This window comes from Clostridium estertheticum (assembly GCF_026650985.1).
GTDB classification, from domain to species: Bacteria; Bacillota; Clostridia; order Clostridiales; family Clostridiaceae; genus Clostridium_AD; species Clostridium_AD estertheticum_C.
Map to the genome: position 1 here is coordinate 4797383 of NZ_CP086239.1, position 26152 is coordinate 4823534.

The following is a 26152-nucleotide window of genomic DNA, read 5'->3' on the forward strand; positions in this document are numbered from 1 at the left end:
GCTACAGCTATTTAACACAAGCATTTCCTTGTGTTACTGTATTAAGTCCTTGAAGTTCTATAGTTTTATGTCTAGCTTTATAGAAGTCTTCTTTCCATTCAAAATGCTCATTATATAATGTATGCTGAGCTTTGAATAGTTTCTTAGTACCAAAACATGATTTTACTGCACTTGTATTAAGTCTTGCAAGTTTTTGTTTTTGATAACCTATACCACGCTTAATCATATTCAGTTTATTAGTTAATTTGCTAATTTTTTTTATGACAAGAGCATGCTCAAAATCGTATATATTATATATAATTGATTTATTTTTATAATTTGCCTCAACAAAAATCTTATCATCCCACATATAAAAATAATATGGTCTATAATACTTATTTTTGGGGAGACTTTTACTATTTTTAATAGCCTTAGATATATCGATAATATGAGTATGAATCTTACTCCAAAATTTAATTTTATTAGTTAAATCCTTAGCAGATTTCTCTCTATGATTAATGTTCTGCTTTAAATCATCTATGTACATTTTGTTTAATTCAACATTAGAAGATTTATTCCATTTAGCTTCACTAACAGCATAGTTTGTATAATAAGTATTAAGATTAAACATATTTTTAATAGTTAAATGAATACTCTTGGAAAGACCTTTCTCATGATTGTAAACAAGAATTGAATAAGCTTTAATTTTAGCTTCATTACCAACATGCAATATATTCGATAGATTGTTGAGATTTTCAAAGCTAAGATTATCTTTATATATTCTTGTAGAAGAATTAGTTTCTATCCTCAAAATATTCGCCACCTTTGTTATAATCTCTAATATATATTATGCCATAATAGAGCCTATAATATTAAGTTATATAAAAATAATTTTGCAAATAAAGATAAAATAAAAAATGTATAAAAAATGCATGCCACTTGTCACGTGGGTGGCACCTAGCATTTATGTTAAGTAAAAATAACGTATAATCTTGAAGTCTTAACTGTAAATTATTATATCATATGGTATAATATTATACATAATGGAATGTCAAAAATTGGCTTAAGGGGGGCTTAAGAAAACCAAAATATTATTTTTTAAGGTTAATAGAAAACTAAAAACAATTATTGGGGGGAGAATTAAATGCAGAAAAAAGATCGTAAAAAGGAACATCAAAAATTACTTAGCATAATAATAACATTAACATTAGTCCTATTTAATTTCAGTGGACTTTTAGGAGCACAAAATGTAAAGGCAGATCCCATAATAACATCAACGGCAGAGTCGGTGGCAACAACAGGAGCAAAATCAACAGTAGTAACAGCGGTAACAGCAACTACAAATAAGACATTTGATATAGTAGACATTACAGATTTTCATGGACAACTTTTAGATTCGACTAATAAAAAACCTGTAGGCGCAGCACTATCAAAAATAGTTAAAGACGTAAAGGCTACAAATCCTGATAGAACACTCATCATTGGAGGAGGAGATTTGTACCAAGGAACTCCAGTATCTAATGTGCTTCGTGGACTTCCTGTTCAAAAGGTGTTTTCAGACATGGGAATGGAAGTTACAGCACTCGGTAACCACGAATTTGATTGGGGACTTGAGACAATAGATAAAACAATGATTGGTGCAAGTTACAGTATTGTTTGTGCTAATATGTACAAAAAAGGCACAAGTGAGAGACCTTATGCACCATACAAGATAATTACTAAAGATGGTGTCAAAATAGCAGTAATAGGAGCAATACTTCAAGATGCCCCAAATATAATTATGCCAGCGTTAGTTGCACCTTATGATTTTAAGGATGTAGCTACAGAAACTAATAAGGAAGCTAAAAATATAAGAGATAATAATTTAGCAGATATTGTGTTATTGGATGTCCATGATGGTGGTACATCACTTAACACTACAGTTAATAAATTACATGGAGTAGATGCCGTATTTGGTGGACACACACATACCATAGGTGATGTTGTTAACAAGGATGGTGATAATAAGGATGTTCCTACATTAACAGCATCATCAGTAGGTAAAGGTTATGTGGATTTAAAAATCACTGTAGGGAGCGATAAAAAAATCATAGCTTTCTCACCAAAAGATACAAATTGGAATCCAATTACGGTAACGGAAACTTCCAAAGCAGATCCAACGGCTAAGAAGATTGTTGATGATGCAAGTGCAACATTATTACCAATATTTAATGAAGTAATTGGCAAAGATGATACTGCTTTAACTAAAGAGCAAGTTGATTCACCTTATGGAGAGTCACAACTTGGAAATTGGATGGCAGACGTTGTGAAAAACTACTCAAAATCGAAAGCAGAGGTGGGAGTGGTAAATAACGGAGGTATAAGATTAAGTCCAATTGCAAAAGGGAATGTAACTGTTGGAACAATATTTAATATTATGCCTTTTGATAACACTATTTGCACCGTGACAATGACCGGAGCACAGCTTAAATATATATTTGAACAGGCTGTTAAAACTGACGGAGTAGGTATACAGATTTCTGGAGTTAAATTCAGGTATGATTCTTCAAAACAATCATACGTATCAGCTAAAGTAGCTCTTGATGGAACAATTACACCAGAGGTATTAGGAAAAAGGGTGCAAAACATAACGAGAGAAAGTGACGGCAGTATTGTAAAAGATACAGATATAATTAAAGTAAATGCACCTGATTTCGTAGCAACAGGTGGAGATAGTTTTACTGGATTCGTGAATCCTACTATAAAAGCTAGTTTAGTAGATTCTCATTACACAGTTCGAGATGCTTTAAATGATGATGTTCGTGCTAATGGCAAAATTACAGCCATAATGAACAATAGAATAGATAATGTAATTAGTAAAATATCAATAATAGGAACATCTGACGTACATGGAGCAATATACCCATTAGATTATAATACAGGACTTGCAGCAAATGTAGGACTTGCAAAGGTTTCGACATATGTTAAAAGTGTTCGGGCATCTAATCCTAATACAATGTTAATAGATGCTGGAGATACAATTCAAGGAACGCCTCTATCATATTATTATGACATGATAGATACTACATCTGAGTATCCAATGATGAAGGTAATGGGAGCCATGGGATATGACACATGGACACTTGGTAACCATGAATTTAACTATGGATTAACAACACTTAACAGAATTATAGGTGATGCGAGTAAAGAAAACATAGCAGTACTATCAGCTAACACTTATAAATCAGATGATTCAAATTATGTTAAACCTTATATAATGAAGTCATTCACTGTAAATGGTAAAACAACAAAAGTCGCAGTACTAGGGCTTACTACTAAAACTATAGCAAGCTGGGAAGATCCAGCTCATTATGCAGATCTTCATTTTAATGACTTAGTACTTGAAGCACAAAAATGGGTTCCAATAATAAAAGCAGCTGGGGCAGATGTTGTAATAGCATCAATTCATAGTGGAATAAAGGGAGCCAGCGATACAATTCCAGAGAATCAAACAGATGCGGTAGCTCAGGAGGTTCCAGGAATTGATGCAATTCTTTGTGGACACACGCATACTGGTAAAACTTATTCATATACAAACCCTGCGGGAAAAGTTGTGCCTGTAGTTGAACCGAAAAATGGGGATGGAATTTTTAGTCAGATAGATCTTAATATCGACGCTAAGGGTAATTATGTAGGGGTAGATGCATATGATGTTACACTACCGGCTACTACAACAGCTGATCCTGAAATACTTGCAATCGCAAAGCCATACCAAGATGCTACACTTAAATATACAAATACAGTGATAGGAAAATCAACAGCTATATATGAAGGAGAAAAACAATTAACGTTGCCTTCAACAATAATGGAACTTGTAAATAAAGTGCAAGCAGATGCAGCAGGTACATCGCTTTCAATAGCAGCTCCATTAAGTTTAGCTGCAAAAGTACCAAAGGGCGATGTTAAAAGGCAAGATATCATGGGAGTTTATGTTTTTGAAAATTTCTTATTTGGATTAAAAATGACTGGCGCACAGCTTAAAGATTGGCTTGAATGGTCAGTAAGATACTATGCACAAGTAGCAAAATCCACTGATCCAATAGTAAAAGACTCAGTGCTTAATATTGCAGATTATAATCTTGACCAATTATATGGAGCAACGTATGATATTGATTTAACGCAGCCGGCTTGCACCGTAGATTCAAAAGGAAAAGTAATTACCGGTAACAGAATAAAAAATTTAAAAATTAATGGAGTACTAGTTAATGACACCGAGGTTTTAAAGGTAGCAGTTAATAATTATAGATATAATGGTGGCGGTGGATTTATGGCAGCTGCTGGATTTACACCTGGAAGTAAAGCTACAATAGACGCGACTTTCTATGATTCAGCAAAAGTCCTAGGAGATGATGGACAGGTTAGAAACATTATGTTCAAATACGTTCAAGATAAAGGGACGATAACACCTACTTTATCAAATAATTGGAAAATATCAAGGACTAAAGTTGATCAAGATGCTTCAACTAATAATATTGCTGTACCAACAGCAATAAAACTAGTACCATCAAAAAATAGTATTAGTATTAGCTGGGATAAAGTAACCGGGGCAAATGGGTATGGGGTTTACAGAGCAACATCAAGTGCCGGTCCATACGTCTTAATATCAGCGCCAAAAATTACGAAGTATAATAGTACGGGTCTTACTTCAAATAAAAACTATTACTATAGTATAAGATCATATAAGATGGTAAAGGGAGTTAAAGTAAATAGCCCTTATTCAGATTTAATAAGAGTAAAATCTCTAGCATCCTAATAAAATAGTTAAAAAAAATACCAAGCGAATATTCGCTTGGTATTTTTAATTAGTCTTCTCTTAAATCTAAATAAGAACTACCATCTAGTGGAATTAAAGCTTGAAGGCCAGGATGACCGTCTGCGAGGCCTATAGCATATACGGTATAAAAACGTTGAGATTTTAATCTTACATTTGGGACATATAAAGCAGTAGTTTTGGTACCTGTAGGTCTAGCTTCTAATGTATAGGTTCCAGGTGGAACCTCTATATAATCAGTAGATTCTTTGTATTTAACGTTCTTAAAAAGAATTTTACCGTCTGGGAGAGTTACATCAACAGCACCTGCATTGGGTGATAAGTGAGCAAATTTAATATAAGCATTATTAGAAGGATTATTAACTTTAGGTTCTAAAACTAGTAGCACATCAATGTTTGGCAAAGTCCCAATTGCTGCGACTGTATAAATCAATTCTTTCGGGATAAAAATATTTTTATTAAGTACAGGCGTGATTTTAGTACCAGCAGGATACAATTTTATATTGTAATCACCGCTCATAACCTCTACATAATCTGTAAAAGTACCATACGTAAGATTTTTGAACTTTAATATATCATTAATATACACATCAACAGCGGGGGATTTAGGGGAAGAATGAAGAACTCTGATATAAGAATTCATGGTTGCAACCCTATATAGAGAATTATCTCTATATAAAGAATAAGGATCGTTATAATTTTTTGGACAATAAAACATAAAGGGCTCCCTTCAAACATTTTTACTATACTAATATATGAAGCAATATCATATAACGTTACTAAATTGTTAAATCATCTCCTTGGCCGCTGAAACAAACACTTAAAGTAAAATTTCAATCGGTTCTATAATATGTGGGTATTATTTCATGGTTTAACAAAAAAAATTTAAGAAAGTGCAACTATATTACAGGGAGAACCGTTATACAATGTGGAAAGATTAAAAATACGGCAGAGACAAAATATAAACTTAAGAGTAAGTAAACTTACGAGTGAGTAAGTTTAAGAGTGATGGGAGGCAATCATATGAATAATAAAATTACAAGTTCAGTTGACACTGATTTAATGATGGCGAAAGCTACAACATTGGCAACGGTTGATGAATTGCCAAATGGTACAGTTGTAATAGGAAACAAGGCTTTTGATTTAGTTTATGCTAATGATGCAGTCAATGAGGAAGAAATTTCAAAAACGATAGTAGCAGGCGGAGCAGTTTATGTTAAAGATTATGATGGGAATTGGATAGAAAATGTTACAGGAGATATTATCGACGTGAGTGTTATACCAGCCGTACTTTACAAGAACGATGATAAGGTAATTAATTTTGAAAAGGCAAATAAAAATCAAAATGAAGTATCTAAAGAAGAAGTAGAAAATAAGTTGTAATAAATCATGAATACTATAATAAACATATAAAAGTGGTTATATCAAGTAAAGTAGCTATATTTAATAAAGTATATGTCCTAGTTTATATGTTTAAGTTTTGTATAATATTAAAAAGAATTTTGAAAAGTGCAACTAAAGTAGAGGGACAAGCGTTATATAAGTGAAAAGAATGTAAAACGTAAAAAGTTATCAATCAATGTAAATTATAAGTGAGTAATTTATACGAAATATTTACAAGTAGTTTATTTATAAAATTTAAAGAATGTAAAATAATTCTTAAAACTTGCAACTAAAATATAACCATAAACGTTATATAAGTGTAAGCAATGAAGATACATGAATAACATGAAAATTTATGTAATGTGTGAAGAATAAAGTAAAGATGTTAAATTTCATTTAACATATTGAGATTTAACCAAAAGTGTTATATAATATAAATATCGTAAATTTTGTGTAAATAGTTTCAAATTATCAGAATATTATACTGTATTCGATGTTTTGATAAGAAATTAGAAATTCAAGAAACTGATTACATGCAAGTTAAATTCTTTAATTATTATGTTACTTTAAAACAAATTTAGTTCGTTTTGTAGTAACAAAAAAAATAGCTCCTTAGGGGGTGTAGTTAAAGAAGAACAAATTGTATTCTTTATAAAAAGACTACAATAATAATTAGGTTTTTATTTTCAAAATTATAAAAACATATAACAATATGGGAGGGGACAAAATACATGATAAAGATTAAAAAAATACTAAGTATGTCTTTAGTAGCATTATTTGTAACAGTTGGATCTTTAACAAATGTTACAGCAAACGCAGCAACAGTAGCAACACCAACAATTAACTACGCAGGTATAGAACATTCACCACTAGTGGTTGGGGACACTGAAACATTTACAGTAACTGCTGCAAAATTTTCAGGAGATGTTCAATACAGAGCATTTATTGGAAACGAAGCTGGTAAATGGACTGAGCTAACAACTGGATACACAGCTGCAGTAAGTTCTAAAACACCTTATGTGTTACCAGCATCAAAAGCATTAACATTAGGAAAATATAAAGTTTCAATATGGGTTAAAACAGCAGGAAAAACTGGAGTTAAATCAAATTCAACTGGTAACTTTGATAGTTATTATGTTGCAGGACTTAATTGCGTAAGCAAAGATGATAACAACAGAGTATATACAAATGGAGTAGCAGACGTTGCAGTTACTGGCTTAACAGCTAAATTCAACGGAATAAGCCAAATAGGCGGAATCGCTGGACCATACCTTTATCAATTATTCGCAATGGATACAGCAACAGGAACATGGTTAAACGGACCAGCAGATTACTCTGCAACTCCTTCAATGACATTTAAAACACCAGGAACTTATATGCTTGTTGCACATGTTAACACAGCAAAATCAACAACATGGGCTAAAAAAGGATATGAAGGCTGGAAAACAGTAATGGTAAAAGTAACAAATTCATCAACAACAATATTTGATACTACAGTTAAAGCAGCAAACTTTGGATCAGTAGGAAACGTAACTATGACAGCTGATGGTCTTAAAGCTTTCCCAAAAGCTACACAATATCAAATAGTTACTGGAACAAGCAACTTAACAGCTAAATCACCAGTAGGAACATCTACAACAATCTTCCCAGCTAAAGTTGCAGGAGATGCAGTAACAGTTAAATTATTTGATGCAAGTAACAATGAACTTAAATCAATTGATGTAAAATTAGGACAATCTGGAACAATCGATGTTGCTCCAGTAGTAGTAGTACCAGGAACAGCAACAATTGCAGCTACAGTAAAAGCAGCTTCATTTGGATCAGTAATAACTGCTACTTCAAGTCAAGCAGGAGCAACTCAATACCAAGTATTTAATGGTGAGAGTAAATTATCAGCAGTAGCTAATTTAGGAGTATCTACAACATTATTCCCAGCTAAAGCAGTTGGAGATACAGTTACAATTAAATTAACAAATGCAGCTGGAACAGTAGTTGGAACAAGTGATGTAGTTTTAACAGCAGCAAAATAATAACTTTCTAAATGAATTAACCCTTAATTATAACTAATTAAGGGTTGCCAATAAAAAAATAAACTAAAATTAATCGGAGGTATATTTATATGAACAAGAAAATTACAAGCACAGCTCTTGCTGCCTTAATGATAGCAGGATCAACATCTTTCTCAGCATTCGCAGCAATGGCTGATGGTACAGTGGTAATAGGAACTAAAGCTTATGACTTAACTTATGCTAATGACCCAGCTAATGCAACAGAAATCGCTGCAGCAGTAGTTGCAGGTGGAACAGTTTATGTTAAAGATTTCAATGGTAATTGGGTAGACAATGTTACAGGCGCAGCAGTAAATGCAAGCGTTATACCAGCAGTAACTTATACAAATTCTACAGGAACAACTCAAATTGGTGCTGGAGATGCAACTGTTACAGCAGCTACATCAGTAACAACAGCAGCTATTAACGCTAAAAGTATAAAAGCAACATTTAATGGTACAATAGCTGATACATCAAAAGTTGTATTTACAGTTAAAAGAGGAACAGCTGTAGTGTCAACTGTAACAGCTGGTTGGAATACTGCTAAAACAGAAGCTACATTAACTAATGTATCAAATTTACCAGTAGGAGATTATACAGTTAACGTAGTTAATGACGGAAAAGATTTCGGAACATCAACTATAACTGTAGCTGCACAAAAAATTGCTAAAATTGAAATAACTTCAACTAGATTAGGACTTAGTAATATATCAAACTCTACTAAGACACAGACTGGATTTGCAACTTACAAAGTATTTGATCAATATGGAAATGACATTACAACATCTTCTCTTGCTAATGGATTGTCATACCAATGTGGAATAGGCGCTATAGAAGGAAAAGATGGTGTAATCAAAATAACACCAAGCGGAAACATAAACATTTTACAACTTAATTCAGTTGTAATAAGTGCTTATGATACATCTACTGGAGTTAATGCAAATGCTACATTAAGTATAACTTCACAAGTTGGTACATTAAATGACATTAATATTTCAGGAATAACAAATGCTGATGGTAAGGAATTAACTTCACAAGATACTTCAAGTTTATTCTATCTTACTTATACTGCAACTGATATGAGTGGTAATCCTACAACAGATTACGACATGGTAAAAAATGGTTTGATATTAAATGATCAAGATGAATTAACTGGAACAAACGCATATATAACAACTAAAGTTGTACATGATCCAAGTGATTCAAAGAAAGCAGCTATTCAAGTTCAAGTTAAGAGTGCAACAGATGCTCTTTCTGTAGATATGCCAATAGTACTTACTGCTATGACTTATTCAGGAAAATCATCAGTATTGACAGTAACATTAAAGAGAGAAGCAAAAGTAAATTCAATTCAATTACAAACTCCTTCTGAGAATATAGCTGTTGGAGAAGATAAAATAATTCCATTTGTAGCAGTAGATCAAAATGGAAAAGTATTAACAAAATATTCAGATGTAGTTACAAGTGATGTTTCTGTTTCAGGTGCATTCTTCGCTAGAGATGCTGATGGAAATGCTGTATTAAGAGCTGGAGACCAAACTGGAACAACAGGTAGAGGAACTGGATATTCAACTGATGGACAAAGAACAATAACAGCTTCAGTATCATCAGCTTCAGGTAAATATAGCACTATAACTATAAATGTTCAGAAAAAAGTTATGGCTGATACATTATCTTTAGATACTTCAGCTTACAAGACTATTATGCAAGAAAAACAAGGTACTGATGCAGCAATTCAACGTATTGATTTTGGATGGGATAAAGGCGGACTTGCTGTTAAAGATCAATATGATAGAGTTATTGATATGACTACAGGTACTGATAGTAGTAATTCAATAAGCCAATACTATGTTAAAGCAGTATCTTCTTCAGATTCAGTAGTTGTTTCTTACCAAGATAAAGACAAAAATACTATGAGTACTGATAAAATAGGTACAGGAAATACACGTATCGCACTTTCAGCAGGAACAGCAGGATCTGCAACAGTTACATTTGAATTGTATAACACAGATCCTAAGAAATCAGATGGTACTGCAAGAACAGCTGCAGATATAGCTTCTCCAGTTGATACTCAATCACAAACATTCACAGTATTAGCTAATAAAGATATCAAAGATTATACAATGGATGCAGTAACTCAGACTATATATGCTGATGTTGATCATGTATCTAAAATAGCTACTGATAGACAAATAGATTATAAAGCTAACCCAAAAGTTTATGGTACAACTGCAAGTGGAGCAAAAGTAGTATTAGCAGGTAAGCCAATAACTTCTGCAACTGTTGATAGTAAAGACTTTGTACTTGCAAAAGGACCTTTAACACAAGGTGGAACTTGCGCTTATGATGATATTAAAGTAGTTGGATTAGACTTTGCAGATTCTACAAAGACAGGATCAAGTACTAGATTAACAGTAACTATTTTAGGTGCTGATGGAGATTATTATACAAAATTTGCAGATATCAAATCTTCAACAGTAGACCCAGTAGCTTCTTCAATATATGCTTCTGTATCTACAGAGGTAAAGGGTATTTCAAAAGATAATGATACTATAACTCTTACTGAGTCTGCTGGTAATACTTATGCAGATATGTTAGGAAATTCTTTATCACAATATCTTTCAAATGGTAAGGAAGCGTCTACACAAAACATTTATATCGGAGCTAAGGATCAATATGGTCAAGATAGTATGGCATTGTCAAGTTTCTTAGTAGTTGATAGTAAATCTAGTCTTGCAAATGGATCAACAATTAAGGTTGCTACTGATGGAGCAATAACGGGTACAGCAGTAAGTGGTGATTATATTACAGTTACTGGTACTGCATCAAACGGAGCAATGAAGACAATTAAGATTATTTTCGGAACTAGCACTGTTAGTAATTCAACAGTAACTACAGCAGTAGCAGCAATAAATGCTGGAACTCCAACACTTGCAAACTATTCAGATGCAGGAGTAACAGGAGTAACTTCTTCAAACTTGGCAGCAATTAATGTAGCAATAGCAGCAGATAGAGTTAATGGATTATTAACAATTACTCAAATCAAAGCTGACGTAGCTAAAATTGTTGGAGCACCAACAGTAGTAACAGCATTAGCAACATTAAACGATTCTACTACTACAGCTACTATGAGAGCTGCAATAGAAGATGCAAAACTTGGTTTAGACTTAACTGTTTACAATAAATTAAATTCTTTAAACAAGAATGCAGTTGCAGCTAAATTAATAACTGCGTTGGGAAAATTAAATTCAGGATTTACAAGTGCAACAGCTGTACAAACTGAAATAAATGGTACACAAGAAATGATAGATGTAGCTAAAACAATTATAGACACACCAGAAGTAGTAGCAACTAAAGAATTTGCTACTAACCTAACTAAAATTAATAATGCATTACTTGGTGGTACTATAGATAATACTAATAAAACACTTACATTAAGTGATTCTGGTGCAATATCTGGAACTGGTATATTTGCAAATCTTGAGACAGCTAATGTAACTGGTATTAAATTTGGTGATGGTACATTAATTCCTATTATTAATGCAGCACCAGCAGTTGGCGCTACTCCAGCAGTAGTAGACAATTATGCTACAGTAAAAGCAGCAGTTATTAAATACTTCTCAGATAATGGTATAAAAACTGGAACAAAAGTAGATCTTACTGTAAAAGGCACTAACGGTACATCAGTAGTTCTTTCATATAGTTTAGTTAATGCAATAAAATAGTCTAAACTCAGAACTATGAACAAATAGTAATTTATAAGGAGAGAAGAACAGTTGTGAATCTGTTCTTCTCTTTTTAAAAAATGAACAAAGCAAATTATACTAGCATATCTTAAAGTCATAAAATAGTCAGGTCACACACTGAATGAAAATATAATAATCAAATCATAAAAAGAGTATCCTTAGTGGTACTCTTTTTTCAGTTCACTGTACTAATACTAAATAACATAAAAATGAATCAATGGACATATTTATAAGAATTAGCAGTTGATAATGTTAAAAATTTCAAGTAAAATGGAGATAGAAATTAGATTCATTAGGGGGAATTATGAATGAATAAACTCAAAGGATTTTTAGCCTTGATTCTAATGCTTACTATGGGAAGCATCTCTGGAGGGGCAGTTGAACTGGACAAATATTCAGTGCCCGATTTTTCTATTATGATTGGGACTAAACTTTATACATTAGACTATGCTAATGACCAAAAGAAAGAAATGGAAATAACAAAGGCTATCACAGAAAATGTAGGAGATATATATATAAAAACTACAGGCAGCGAGTGGACAAATAATTCATCGGGAAAGGTAGTCGAAGTTAGTATAATAAACAAATTAGAAGTTAAAACGTTCAATGGTGTTGATGTTGTAGCGCCTCCTACACAAGGTACAGAGGGAAGTATAGTATTTAAGGCAGTAGATGTTGATACTGATTTACAATTAATGGATTCAGTTTCTAGAAAAGGTAAGGTCGGCAGTGAGTGCGTAGGTTACATAAGTGTAATTGAAGGGTATGATTTTGTTTTAGCAGATACTACTTTTACCGGTAAATTTACGAACTTAGATCAAATTGTTACGCTCAAATATAGGAAGAAAAAAATAGTTGTGAATAATCCACCTAGTACTAAGATTACGGGGTTAACAGCTGGATTAACGTTTAAACAAGGTGAACGTATATATATGTTAGTAGAGGCAGTAGATGAAGATAAAGAAACAACAAATGTAAGAGTAGATGTGGATGGGTCACAAGTAGGAAATTCTGACGCCCGGTGCTACGTGTTATTAAATACAGAAACTTTAGGGGGACATATCGTAAGAATAAACTCTAGAGATAAACAAGGGGTAGAGGGAGAGCAGCAAACGCTTACCTATCTTGTTAGGTAAGTAGGGTGTCTCGTCGCTTCGAAAAGGGACCAAAGGTGATAACTCGATTCTATATATTTACGGTTATAATTGAGCTAAGGGGTGATTTATTTGAGCTTATCTAAGATAATTCCTACTGTTGGTTCATTGTTGGCATTTTTAGGAATAATAGTATCTTTATTTTTTATGATTAAGAGCAATTTAGCTATGAAGAAAAAATACAAAGAGAAGTATAAAAGAAAATAATTTTATCGAAATAAAGAGGAATTAAGAATCCATTATAGAATTATATTAATATATGCATAAAATTGAAAATGGGGGTATAAATACATGAATAAGAAAATTATAGGTTCATTTCTTGCGGCAGTGATGATAGCGGGTACGACGTCTATATCGGCTTTTGGTGCAATGGGGAGTGGCACAGTTGTAATAGGAACAAAAGCATTTGATTTAAGTTATGCCAATGATCCAGCAAATTTCAAAGAAATTGCTAGTGCAATAGTTGATGGTGGAATGGTTTATGTTAAAAATTTTGATGGAAAATGGATAAATAATATTAATGGGTTAGCTACGGCAATAAGTTCTATACCAGCTGTGATTTACAAAAATGCTACTGAGAAGATAAGTTTTGATGCAGCAGATTTAGAAACAAAGGTTACAACTACAATAAACTCTGCTACTAAAATTTTAGCAGCTACGCAAGCCGTAATTAAAGCTGAAATTAGCAAAGTACAAACAGATGTAGATACTGCAAATACTTTGGTTAATGCATTGCTTGCTGATACGACGTCAAGTAAAATAAAAGCAGATTTATTATCACGATTAAGTCTTATCAAAGTTACAAATGTGACTACACCAATTGTAACTACTCCAAGCGTAGATATAACTGCTCCAATTCTTAATTCTGTAGCATTAACTATTGGACAATCAGTTTCAGCTATTAAGGATGCCAGCGGTAATTTTAAAGTGAGCCTAGCTGCGGCAAAAGCCACTGATATGTTTACTGCCGTAAATTTTAACACTAGCGAGAAAGCTACTGTAAAAGTTACTTGTTTGGGAAGGTCTAAAACTTTTACAATAAATGATTCTGGTAATCTTACTATTCCTGTAGCTGATCTACTTGGGTCATATGCACCTAGTGCAGCTGGTATATCTGTAGGAACTTTAAAAAATTACCTTAGTTTATTAGGTAATAGTATTACATTAAATGCAACACTTACTGATGCATCTGGAAATGCATCAACAAAAACGATTATTATTGCTGCTAACTAAATTTAGAAAAGTTATATAAACTAAATAAAAATGACTGGACTGATATAAATCAGCCTAGTCATTTTCACGTTAAAGAGTAAAAATTTACGTTATTACATATTACTTGAGGTTACAGTTTTACCTGTAAGATTATCTACCCAATTTCCGGAGTAATCTTTAACATAAATATCTCCACCAGTAACTATTGCATTATTGATTTCGGAACTATTAGCTGAATTGTTAGCATATTCAAGGGTATAAGATTTGGTACCTATTAAAACAGTTCCGGCAGGCATTACATTTAAATCTGCTGAAGTATAAGCTGCTTCTTTATTATAGTGAATGCCTAATCTTGCACTTTCAGTTTTGTATAAGCTTGTTACTGTTACATATACATAACCGCCCGCTTGTGCTAATTGGTCAGTGGTAGTTATTGTAGTTCTATATTGAGTTGAATTTACAGTTCCTACTCCTATTGTCTTTTGAGAAAAAGCGTCTGAATAAATAGTTACCTTGTCACCATCTGTAAACATATAATTATTTAAAGTTACAACATCCAAAGCTCCTACTGGATTGTTTGAAACCGTGATTGCATCTGTACTAACTGGAATTGTAGAAACTGGTATTGATGATTGCGTTGGTTGTCCTTCTGCTGTAACTGCAACAGTATATTTTCCAGTGTTTAAATTATTGTTTAGAAGGCCTAAAGGTTGTTTTAGGACACTAAAAAAATAAGTACCTGCTTTTAAGGAAACAGATTGTGACCATGTTTTAGGAGTTGCATCCGATCCATAACGAATGCGCGACGAGAATATTTGATTGCCATCATTATCCGCTAAGTTTGCATTTACTTCATAAATCGATGAAATCATTTTTAAAGTGATTTTTCCATCTAGTGGAAGCAATATTTTGTAGGTGTTTTGATCATCATTACATGCAATAAATCCAGTGATAACATTAGAATTCAAATTTAATGGCTGCGCAGTTAAGGTGCCATTATTAGGCTCTACATCATCGCTATATACAGGCGTATAATTAACGCGAAGAGTATACTTACCTGTATTTGAATTATTGTTTAATAGACCAGTGCCTTGTTTTAAAACACTTAAATAATAAGTACCTGCATCCAAATCAATAAGTTGTGTCCATGTCTTTGGAGATTGTTCAGATCCCGAACCTACGTAATTAGAAAATATTTGCTTGCCATCATTATCATTTAAATTTAAATTTACTCCATATATTGATGAAATCATTTTGACATCAATTCTACCAGAAATCGGGAGTGTAAATTTATACGTATCCTGGTCATCATTGGCTGATATAAATCCTATGAGTGGATCGGAATTTAAAGTTAATGGTTGCGCAGTTAAAGGACCATTATTAGGTTCTACATCATTGGTATAAAGCTGCGTAAAATTAACTCCAAGACTATAGTTTACAGTGTCAGAAACATATTTTATAACAGTGAAATAATAAGTACCTGCGTTTAAATCAATAGGTAAGGACCATGTTGTGGATGAATTACCATTTCCTAAACTGGGATAATAAGATAATACTTGATTACCATTATCATCCTTCAAATTTAAATTTATTTTATTATTTGATGAAATCATTTTGATATTGAGTTTGCCAGCGGTGGGAAGTACGATCTTGTATATGTCTTGGTCATTAGATGAGACAATATCGCTAGTAACTGTGCTGCCGAGTGTAAGAGTTTGGGTAATAGCTGCATGGGCAATATTAGTTGGTACTATAATTTGCACTATTAGAAATGCTAATAAGAATAATGGTGTAATAATTTTTTTATGCAATTTGAATCCCCCTTATAATGTAGTGATTTTTTTATTAAACCCTCTATATATAATTCAACATGAATGTCTATTTTCCTTTTTTAGAATATTTATCCTTAGAAGATTTTCTCAGTTATATTATACTTCACTGGCAGTCATTATGTTAACTAAAATCATTAAGTAAATATAATCATAAAATATTAGCAAAAGTGCAACTATATTGTAGTAATAAACGTTATATAAGTGTAAAAGACAAAGGAATATTGAATCGCGTTATTTTATAGAAAGGTATTATTTACCTAGGAAGTAAATAATGATATAATATGGACATATGAACTTTTATTAGGGGGAACTATAGATGAATGAAGAAATGAATATTAGTATTGAAGATTATCTTACAATAATAAAAGAAAGATTATTGTTAATAGGTACCATAACTCTTGCAACTGTAATAATTGCGGGTATATTAAGCTTTTTTGTTATAAAACCAACATATGAGGCAAGTACAAGCATAATAGTGGGTAAGCCACAGGCTACCACGAATCAATCCTCACAACTAAATAGTGATATAACTATGTATCAAAATTTACTTATAACATATAGTGAAATTGCTAAGTCTGATTTAGTAGCACAGGGGGCACTTGATGAATTAAAGGGTAATTTAACAATAGATCAGATTAAAGCTGACGTTACTGTTACTCCAAAAACCGGAACTCAAATTTTAATGATTACAGCTAAAGGTAAGGAGCCACAAGAGGTGTATAAGATTGTAAATGCTATTTCAACATCCTTTGTAGAATCTACTAAAAAGGTTTATCCAACAGGTGGAGATATACAAGTAATGGATAAGGCTACTATACCAAAGAACCCAATTAGTCCTAATAAGAAATTAAACTTGGCTATTGGCCTTTTTTTAGGGTTAATACTTTCACTTGGAGTTGTGTTCCTACTTGAATACATGGATAACACTATAAAGACCGAAAGTGATGTAGAAAAATACTTAGGTTTACCAGTTCTCGGAGTAATACCTAGAATAATAGAAGATAAAAAGTAAGAAGGCGATGGAATGATTGATATACATAGTCATATACTCCCAGGTATTGATGATGGCTCAAAGGATATGGAAATGAGCATTAAGATGCTAAAAATGGCAGAAGAAAAAGGCACCAAAATCATTGTGGCAACGCCTCATTATATAAGGGGTAGATATGAAAATCATTATGATAAGATTTTTGACTTGCATCAAGAAGTAAAACTTGCAGCTGAAAATGCAGGTTTAAAGATAGAAGTACTACTAGGACAAGAAGTTATGCTTGATAAGTATGCACTAGATTTGTGCAAAGAAGGAAAAATAAGAGGAATAAATGAAACGAGTTATATGCTTATTGAATTTCCAATGGATAAATTACCAAATGATGCTTTAGACTTAATTTATGAGTTAAGGGTTCTAGGTATTAAACCTATAATTGCACATCCTGAAAGGTATGAATACATAATAGAAGCACCCACAACTATAAACGATTTTATAAACGAGGGATGTTTGTTTCAGATTAATGCTGGAAGCTTGCAAGGCTTATTTGGGAAAAAGGTTCAAAAATGTGCCAAGTTACTTGTTAAAGAGGGTTTGGTAAACTTTATTGCGTCAGATGCACATTCTATAAATAGAAGATGCCCTGGCCTTATAGAAGGAGTTAGAGTAGCGACATTGTTAGATGAGGACATAGAGAAAAAGGTTTCTAGTAATTTAGAACTTATGCTCATAGATAAGGATATAGAAGCTACTATGGAAAAAATACAGAAAAAGAAAAGTATATTTCAGATATTCAGACATTAAAATAATTATAAAAAAATTATTGTTTACTTAAAAATAATTAGTAAAGGCAGTGAATCAAATGAAAGAATTAGACTTAATAACATTTAAGGAACCTAACTCACCAATGTCAGAGTCATATAGAACCCTTAGGACTAATATTCAATTTTCATCTTTTGATAAAAAAATTAAGACATTACTTCTAACTAGTTCAGGACCAGGAGAAGGAAAAACTACAACTTCTTCAAATTTGGCTATGGTTATGGCTCAAGGTGGCAATAAGACTTTATTAATAGATTGTGATCAAAGAAAACCACAGGTGCATAAGGTTTTTGGATTTTCTAACGAAAAGGGTTTATCTAACATGCTGGTAAGTGATGATGCAAATGATGGTGAAATAAATATAAATATAGGTATTCATGAGACAGTACAACCGAACCTTCATGTTTTAACTTCAGGTACAAGACCACCAAACCCCGCGGAACTTTTAGGATCAGCTAAAATGAAAAATTTTATCGAGGAGTTAAAGAAAACATATGATTATATAATCTTAGATACTCCTCCAATAATACTAGTTACAGATGCACAAATTCTAGCTCAATATACAGATGGATGCCTTTTAGTTGTATCTTCAAAGGAAGCGGAACGGGATGCAGCTGTAAAAGCCAAGGGACTACTTGAAAAGGTAAACGCTAAAATATTGGGTATAGTACTTAATAAAGTGGACCTGAAAAAGAAAGGTTATTATAACTATGAGTATAAGTATGGTGAAACTGTCAAAGGTGAAAAAATCAGAAAAATAGCAAAATAATAAGAAATTTAATATTATCTATAATTTGATAAAGTGAGGGATTCTATGAAGGTTTTAGGGAAATGGAAAAAACCAATATTGATGCTAAGCGATGCAGTTTTAATAAATTTAGCATATATATTAGCTTTCTTTTTTATATATAATTATAAAAATTTCAGATTTTATTCAAGTAGTTACAAAGAGATAGCATTAATTGTAACAGTTATTTACATAACTTGTTTTTATATTTTTAAACTTTACGAAAGTCTTTGGAAATATGCAAGTATTGATGAATTTATGCTTATTATTGGTGCGTGCCTTACTTCTAATATTTTGATGATCGTTTTTGTTAGAATTATTGGACATCCATTCGCATATGGAGTAAGTATAATAGCCTGTGCTTTTAGTATTATTTTTATAGTAGGGCTTAGAATGTCATTTAGAGTTTACGGAAGATTTGAAAGTATGGTAAATTGTAATGCCAGTAAAATTGTTCAATCAAGAGTAATGATAATTGGTGCTGGGTCGGCTGCAGCTATGGTTATTAAAGAAATGAAAAGTAGTAGTCAGAGTAAATACATGCCAATAGCTGTAATTGATGATGAAGTTTACAAAAAAGGAAATACTATTGCGGGAGTAAAGGTACTTGGAAATCGAAAAGATATTCCTAGAATAGTAATAGAAAAGAACATAGAAACTATTCTTATAGCTATTCCAACAATAGATGATGAAGATAAAAAAGAAATACTCGAGATATGCAAGAAAACGAATTGTAAAATAGAAATTATCCCAGGTATGTATGAAATAATAAATGGGAAAGTTTCATTAAATCAAATCCGAAAAGTAGAAATCGAGGATTTACTAGGACGTAAAGCAGTAAAGCTCGATATGCAGGGCATAACAAGTTATATAACCAATAAAACAATACTCGTAACAGGTGGCGGTGGGTCCATTGGTTCAGAACTCTGTCGTCAAATTATAAAATTTGAACCAAAACAATTAATTGTCTTTGATATATATGAAAACAATGCTTATGACCTGCAAATGGAACTTGAGTATAAGTATCCAAAGTTAGATTTATTGGTGCTTATAGGGTCAGTTAGAGATAAAAAAAGGCTGGAAGATGTTTTTAAAAAGTATTCTCCAAATATAGTTTTTCATGCTGCGGCGCATAAACATGTTCCACTAATGGAAAATAGTCCAATGGAGGCCATAAAAAACAATGTGTTTGGAACATATAATGTAGCTGAATGTGCACATAAATTTAATGTAGAAAGATTCGTTATGATATCTACAGACAAAGCGGTAAACCCAACAAATGTTATGGGTGCTACTAAAAGAATGTGTGAGATGATTATACAATCTATGGATAAAATAAGTAAAACACATTTTGTAGCAGTAAGATTTGGAAATGTACTTGGAAGCAATGGGTCAGTAATTCCATTATTTAAAAAACAAATAGAACATGGTGGACCAGTTACACTTACTAACAAATATATAACAAGATTTTTTATGACAATTCCAGAAGCTGCGCAATTAGTGCTTCAATCTGGGGCATATGCACAGGGTGGAGAAATATTTGTGCTTGATATGGGAAAGCCTGTTAAAATATATGATTTAGCATGGGATTTAATAAAACTTTCAGGATTCATTCCAGACAAAGACATAAAAATCGAAATCACAGGACTTCGCCCAGGAGAAAAGCTTTATGAAGAGCTCTTAATGAGTGAAGAAGGACTTACAAACACTAAACATGAGAAGATATTTATAGGAAAACCAACATTTACTGATTTGAGTGTAATAAAAGAAAGAATGAAGGAACTTAAAGAAATTATAGAAAAAGATGATGTGCAACTGTTAATCGATAAAATAGGAGAAATAGTTCCAACATACAATAGAACTTTGGCAGAGTCGGCTACTATGTAGCCGTAGGTGTCTACTTCGTAGTTGTGTACTAATATTGTAGAATAAAATAATTTAGGGGGGCGGTATTATGGAGAAGTTTTTAAATGCTGTAGTAAGTTTAATATTATTGGTGTTGTTATCGCCATTATTTATTATCGTAGGAGTAATAATAAAGTTGAATTCAAAAGGTCCAGTATTTTTTACTCAGATGAGAATAGGTAAAAATAATGAATTATTTAAATTCTATAAATTTAGGACAATGAAGGTTGGAACTCCAAATGTTGCAACAGACAAACTGGATAGTTCAAAAAGTTATGTAACGACAAGTGGAAAGATTCTACGTAAAACAAGTATGGATGAACTTCCACAAATAATTAATATTATTAAAGGGGATATGGTGCTTGTAGGACCAAGACCCGCTTTATATAATCAGTATGAGCTTAAGGAGTTACGGACAAAGGTAGGGGTTCATACACTGATTCCAGGAATTACAGGGTGGGCTCAAATCAATGGCCGAGATAATAATGATGATTTTGAGAAAACAAGGCATGACGCATATTATCTAAACAATAAGTCGTTGAAGCTAGATGCATTAATAATATTTAGAACTGTGTTTAAGGTTCTAAAAGCAGAGGGAATTCTTGAAGGTTCAATAATCAAAGCGAGAGATGAAGAAATAAGTCAAGAAAGAAGCCAAGCGAGCAATCATGAAGATTTATCAGTATAAATATGAGGTGATATAAAATGAGTGATTTGTTAATAATAGGTGCTGGTGGACATGGTAGAGTGGTGCTAGAGACTGCGGAGATTGAAGGACGATGGGATAATATAAACTTTCTGGATGATAGAACTGATGTAGATATGGTTTTGAATCATAAGATTATTGGTAAGATGGATGATTATGAAAGATTTTCTGGGAAATATGAGTACGCTATTGTATGTATAGGTAATAATGAGAAAAGGCTTGAATTAATCAAAGAGATATTAAAGGTAGGTTATAAGGTTCCTGTGATTATTCATCCTAAAGCATTTGTAAGTAAATATAGTGATATTGGATATGGTAGTGTGATACTTGCAGGGGTTGTTATTAATACAGGGACGAAGATTGGTATGGGATGCATTATAAATATAAACAGCTCAGTTGACCATGATTGCGTGGTTTACGATGGAGTTCATGTGTGTAGTGGGGCTGTTGTGAGGAGTATGTGTAAGGTTGGAAAATTATCTTATATTGGTGCGGGGGCAGTTGTTAAGAGTGGGACGGTTTTAAAAGACAAATATATGTTAGCTGATGGAGAAAGCGTATAGTTTGGCATTGGAGAGTTAAGACATAAAGGGGCTTCTGAGATGAAGGAGACGATATTGAAATGATAAATATACTTATAACAGGAGCAAATAGTTACATAGGTACAAGTTTTGAGAAATGGCTAGAAAAATACTTGGATAAATATTCTATTGATACTTTAGATATGAGAGATAATGAATGGAAGAATAGAGATTTTTCAAAGTATGATGTTATATTTCATGTGGCTGGGATAGCACATGTATCGGCAGACCCTAAGATGGAGCAACTATATTATAAAGTTAATAGGGACCTTACAATACAGACAGCTAAAAAAGCAAAGGCTGAAGGTGTTAAACAGTTTATTTTTATGAGTAGCATAATAGTTTATGGTGACAGTAGTCATATTAATCATAAAAGGGTTATAGACAAAAATACCGTACCTACACCTAGTAATTTTTATGGGAGAAGCAAGTTAGAAGCAGAACAAGGTATTATGCCTTTAATCGATGATAAATTTAAAGTTGTGGTATTAAGACCACCTATGGTTTATGGAAAAGGATCTAAGGGTAATTACCCTAAATTAGCTAAGGTGGCTCAGAAGCTACCTATATTTGTTGATGTAGATAATCAAAGAAGCATGTTACATATAGATAATTTGTGTGAGTTTATTAGGCTTATTGTTAAGAATGAGGAAAGTGGGTTGTTTTTTCCACAAAATAGTGAGTATGTAAATACAGCTAAAATGGTCAAGATTATAGCAGAAGCTCATGGTAAAAATATAAGACTTACAAAATTTTTTAATCCAGCGTTAAAGCTTATGGGTAATTTTGTGGGTCTGGTCAATAAGGCATTTGGTAATTTGGTTTATGATAAAAGTATGAGTGAATATAAAGAAGATTATAGAATAAGGGATTTAGTAGAGTCGGTTACAGTGACAGAAAGGGAATAGAGGTTATGGTGGATAAGAAATATAGTGTTTTAATGTCCGTTTATTACAAAGAAAATCCAAAATTTTTCAAATTGAGTATAGAGAGTATGCTTCATCAGACTTTAAAGCCTGATGAAATTGTTATAGTTAAAGATGGTAAGTTAACAGAGGAATTAGATAGGGTTATAGATTACTATGTTTCACACGAACCTAATCAGTTTAGTATTGTAGCGTTAGAAAAAAATTTAGGGTTAGGATTAGCGCTGAATGAGGGTTTAAAAGAGTGTAAAAATGAGCTTGTGGCGAGAATGGACACGGATGATATTTCTTTAGAAAATCGTTGCGAATTACAAGTTGAGGAGTTTATCAAGAATGAAAAGTTAAGTATTGTTGGTACAATGACCGATGAATTTTATGATAACCCTAATAATATTGTTACTTCTAGAATTGTTCCTACGAAACATGAAGATATATTAAAATTTTCAAGACGTAGAAGTCCATTTAATCATCCTACTGTTATGTATAAGAAATCAATGGTTTTAGGTTGTGAAGGTGGGTATCACGATGTAAAGAGAAAGGAAGACATTGATCTCTTTGGAAGAATGCTAAATCAAGGATATATAGCAATGAATATCGACAAGTCACTTTTGTTATTTAGATCAAATGAAGATAATTTTGAAAGAAGAAAAAGTTGGAATAACTGTAAAAGTTATATTGCTGTTATTTATAATTTTTGGAAAAAGGGTTACTCTAAAACATCTGATTTAATATTTGTTGTAATTAGCCAGGTAGTAATGTGCTTATGTCCTGTATGGTTATTAAAAATACTTTCAGATAGATTTTTAAGGAAATCATATAGAGATTAATATAAAAAATACATCCAGAAACATTTAATATAAAGACTTATTTAAGCGGAGATGATGCGTAAAAATGAATCAACATAAAGTTAAAATATTATACGTGGAATCTACATTGGAAAGTGGAGGGCCTACAACACAGTTATTTGGGATTGTTAGAAACCTTGATAGAATTAAATTTGAACCTATTATTTTAACCTTATCTACTGAACAAATAAATAGTTCTATAAAAATATTTATTGAAAATGGAATTAGGGTGGATTCATTAAATTTAAGTAGAGCTAAGTTTGCAGTGTATGGGAAATATATGCTTAAGAAAAAAATACAAGAATATAAACCCGATATCATTCATAGCAGTGGATTAAGAGCAGATGGAGCTATTAATAATTTAAAGCTGGATTATCTACATTGTATGACTATACATAATTATGTTTTTGATGATTACGTGTCTAAATTTGGTGCCTTTGTTGGAAAGATAGCTTCTTATTATGGATTATCAGCAATTAAAAATTGTAAATATCCTATTTGTTGTTCTAAAACTTTACAAAAAATGTATTGCAATATTTTAAATAAAAAACTTTATGCTGTACAAAATGGTGTAGATATAGATAAATTTAAGACAACTAATAATCAAGATGAAAAGAATAGAATTAGGTTAGAATTAGGAATTACAGATGATAGAATAGTATTTCTAGTTGTGAGTACATTAATTAAGAGAAAAGATCCATTGACGATTATAAGAGCTTTTAAGGAAGCTAAGGTGGATAAAGAGGCAGTGTTAATTATACTTGGAGATGGAGACCTTTTGAATGAGTGTAAAAAGGAATCTTATAACAATATTATTATTAAGGGAAAAGTAAATAATGTTCAAGATTATCTGAAAGCTAGTGATATTTACATTTCTGCTTCAAAATCAGAAGGACTACCATATTCGGTTATAGAAGCAGGGAGCTCAGGATTAAATTTAGTATTATCTAGTATACCACAACACATAGAAATATTCGAACAAAATCCAATGCTGGTAAAAAGTTTTGAAGTGGGCAATATAGCAAAACTTGCATCAATTATTAAAGAAATAGCTAATAAAGATATTTCTTTAAATAATAAAAAAACCATAGAACATATAAGAAAAAATTTTAGTGACAAATTAATGAGTAAAAATTATGAAAAGATTTACTATAGAATGATAAGGAACAAATAAAACTTTTCGATGTAGTTCAAATTAGCCTTACAGTTTTTAAAATCAAAAATATTATAAAGATGTTCATAAGCTGTTTTATGGTATTATATAGAACGTACATTCGTAATGTTACGTGTTTGTCTTTGAAGTTTGCCAAAATTTGTATTGCGGAAGGAATTCTTTTATGAATACTTATATAATATTATTTTTATTTCTAACTTGTAGCTCTTTTATAGTTATGATAAAACACACTGAAAAATTACAAATGATCACATTGTGCGTTGTATTTATAGTACTATCTTTATTTGCAGGATTAAGGTGTGAGATAGGCTTTGATTACGATTCTTATTCAAATATTTTCCAACAAGTTCCTACCATAAGCCAATTTACAGTAAGTGGATTAAAACACTTGAGAATATATGCCGAATATGGATATATATTACTTAATATTATAATAAAATCTTTAGGATTAAACGTAAATGCAGTATTTATAATTGTAGCAATTATAAGCATGTTTATTATATGCTTTACATATAGGAAATATACAAAATATTATTTGATAGCTATTTTTGCATACTGTGCAAGATTTTATTTTATGCTAAATATGGGGCAAATAAGGCAAGGGTTAGCAATGGCTATATTACTTTTAAGTATTAAGTATATAGATGAACAGAAAATGTTTAAATTTGTTTTAATTGTATTTATAGCCGCATCCTTTCATAGCGTTTCATATATTATGTTGCCTATGTATTTTATTAATAAAATTAATATTAAGGAAAAGTTGTTTTGGTATGTATTAATATTTGCTATGATTCTAGGTTCTACTGGATGGCTTGGTATAATTATTAGTAATTTCTCGAATTTCTTACCTAAAGGAGTTGTTAATTATTATTATAGTGCTGAATATGGTTATAAATACGGAATTGTTAATTCCGTAGTTCTGTTTCGTATTTTAGTATGTTTTATAATTTTTAGGTATAGGGGAATAATGAGGAATAATATAAAATATTTTGATGTAATTTTTAAAACATATTTATGCGGAGTTATTATTCTGATTTCATTTAATGAAGTATCTATATTAGCTGCAAGAACAGCGGCTATATTTGCTGTGTTTGAGCCTGTATTCATTGGAGCTTTTATAAGTATATTTAAAAATAAATTAGTAGGGTATAATTTTGTATTAATTTATATTTTTATATTAATTTATTTTAATTTCTTTCTAAAGATGTTTGAGGTATTTATACCCTATAAGAGTATATTTTTTTAAAATTATTA

Annotated in this window: 20 protein-coding genes; 17 read left to right on the top strand and 3 right to left on the bottom strand. The window is 31.8% G+C overall.

The window, feature by feature from the left end; translation table 11 throughout:
- Positions 1-7: 7 nt before the first annotated feature.
- Positions 8-790 carry a hypothetical protein gene (locus tag LL038_RS23030; protein ID WP_216122696.1) on the bottom strand — a complete coding sequence of 261 codons (783 nt, stop codon included), beginning with the start codon at positions 788-790 and terminating at the stop codon, positions 8-10.
- 333 nt (positions 791-1123) lie between these two features.
- Here LL038_RS23030 and LL038_RS23035 point away from each other — a divergent pair, with 333 nt between their 5' ends.
- The gene (locus LL038_RS23035) at positions 1124-4771 is read left to right on the top strand and encodes a 5'-nucleotidase C-terminal domain-containing protein (RefSeq protein WP_216122698.1); all 3648 of its coding nucleotides are present in this window, start codon (positions 1124-1126) and stop codon (positions 4769-4771) included.
- A gap of 49 nt (positions 4772-4820) precedes the next feature.
- Here LL038_RS23035 and LL038_RS23040 read toward each other — a convergent pair whose 3' ends face one another.
- On the bottom strand, positions 4821-5507 hold the full coding sequence (locus tag LL038_RS23040) for a DUF4397 domain-containing protein (protein WP_216122701.1): 687 nt from the start codon (positions 5505-5507) through the stop codon (positions 4821-4823).
- Between the two features lie 305 nt (positions 5508-5812).
- Between LL038_RS23040 and LL038_RS23045 the strand changes: the two genes are divergently transcribed.
- From LL038_RS23045 to LL038_RS23070, 6 genes are all read left to right on the top strand, one after another.
- Positions 5813-6172 (top strand): hypothetical protein, encoded by a 360-nt coding sequence (locus LL038_RS23045; RefSeq protein WP_216122703.1) that lies wholly within the window; start codon positions 5813-5815, stop codon positions 6170-6172.
- A 731-nt stretch (positions 6173-6903) separates the two neighbouring features.
- Positions 6904-8202 (top strand): hypothetical protein, encoded by a 1299-nt coding sequence (locus LL038_RS23050; RefSeq protein ID WP_216122704.1) that lies wholly within the window; start codon positions 6904-6906, stop codon positions 8200-8202.
- Positions 8203-8291: 89 nt separating this feature from the next.
- Positions 8292-11945, top strand: coding sequence for a beta strand repeat-containing protein (locus LL038_RS23055; RefSeq protein WP_216122707.1), 3654 nt, complete (start codon positions 8292-8294; stop codon positions 11943-11945).
- Positions 11946-12274: 329 nt separating this feature from the next.
- Positions 12275-13102: a MucBP domain-containing protein gene (locus LL038_RS23060; protein WP_216122733.1), complete on the top strand. Its 828-nt coding sequence runs from the start codon at positions 12275-12277 to the stop codon at positions 13100-13102.
- 90 nt (positions 13103-13192) lie between these two features.
- A complete protein-coding gene (locus tag LL038_RS23065) occupies positions 13193-13327 on the top strand; it encodes a hypothetical protein (protein WP_268055942.1) in 135 nt (44 codons plus the stop codon).
- 84 nt (positions 13328-13411) lie between these two features.
- Positions 13412-14353 carry a hypothetical protein gene (locus LL038_RS23070; RefSeq protein WP_216122735.1) on the top strand — a complete coding sequence of 314 codons (942 nt, stop codon included), beginning with the start codon at positions 13412-13414 and terminating at the stop codon, positions 14351-14353.
- Positions 14354-14445: 92 nt separating this feature from the next.
- On the opposite strand, the gene LL038_RS23075 is transcribed toward LL038_RS23070, so the two are convergent.
- The gene (locus LL038_RS23075; protein ID WP_216122738.1) at positions 14446-16143 is read right to left on the bottom strand and encodes a PPC domain-containing protein; all 1698 of its coding nucleotides are present in this window, start codon (positions 16141-16143) and stop codon (positions 14446-14448) included.
- A 337-nt stretch (positions 16144-16480) separates the two neighbouring features.
- Between LL038_RS23075 and LL038_RS23080 the strand changes: the two genes are divergently transcribed.
- From LL038_RS23080 to LL038_RS23125, 10 genes are all read left to right on the top strand, one after another.
- Positions 16481-17176: a YveK family protein gene (locus LL038_RS23080; protein ID WP_216122739.1), complete on the top strand. Its 696-nt coding sequence runs from the start codon at positions 16481-16483 to the stop codon at positions 17174-17176.
- A 12-nt stretch (positions 17177-17188) separates the two neighbouring features.
- Positions 17189-17956: a tyrosine-protein phosphatase gene (locus LL038_RS23085; protein WP_216122741.1), complete on the top strand. Its 768-nt coding sequence runs from the start codon at positions 17189-17191 to the stop codon at positions 17954-17956.
- A gap of 58 nt (positions 17957-18014) precedes the next feature.
- Positions 18015-18743, top strand: a complete 729-nt coding sequence (locus tag LL038_RS23090; RefSeq protein WP_216122742.1) for a CpsD/CapB family tyrosine-protein kinase — start codon at positions 18015-18017, stop codon at positions 18741-18743.
- Between the two features lie 45 nt (positions 18744-18788).
- Positions 18789-20648, top strand: a complete 1860-nt coding sequence (locus tag LL038_RS23095) for a polysaccharide biosynthesis protein (RefSeq protein WP_216122743.1) — start codon at positions 18789-18791, stop codon at positions 20646-20648.
- 67 nt (positions 20649-20715) lie between these two features.
- Positions 20716-21354, top strand: a complete 639-nt coding sequence (locus LL038_RS23100; protein ID WP_216122744.1) for a sugar transferase — start codon at positions 20716-20718, stop codon at positions 21352-21354.
- Between the two features lie 17 nt (positions 21355-21371).
- Complete coding sequence (locus tag LL038_RS23105) at positions 21372-21935, top strand: NeuD/PglB/VioB family sugar acetyltransferase (RefSeq protein ID WP_216122745.1); 564 nt, start codon at positions 21372-21374, stop codon at positions 21933-21935.
- Positions 21936-21994: 59 nt separating this feature from the next.
- Positions 21995-22861, top strand: a complete 867-nt coding sequence (locus tag LL038_RS23110) for an NAD-dependent epimerase/dehydratase family protein (protein ID WP_216122746.1) — start codon at positions 21995-21997, stop codon at positions 22859-22861.
- A 5-nt stretch (positions 22862-22866) separates the two neighbouring features.
- Positions 22867-23706 (top strand): glycosyltransferase, encoded by an 840-nt coding sequence (locus LL038_RS23115; protein ID WP_216122747.1) that lies wholly within the window; start codon positions 22867-22869, stop codon positions 23704-23706.
- Between the two features lie 64 nt (positions 23707-23770).
- Positions 23771-24898 (top strand): glycosyltransferase family 4 protein, encoded by a 1128-nt coding sequence (locus LL038_RS23120; RefSeq protein WP_216122748.1) that lies wholly within the window; start codon positions 23771-23773, stop codon positions 24896-24898.
- A gap of 163 nt (positions 24899-25061) precedes the next feature.
- Entirely contained in the window at positions 25062-26144 is a 1083-nt protein-coding gene (locus LL038_RS23125; RefSeq protein WP_216122749.1) for an EpsG family protein, read from the top strand.
- Positions 26145-26152 lie beyond the last annotated feature (8 nt).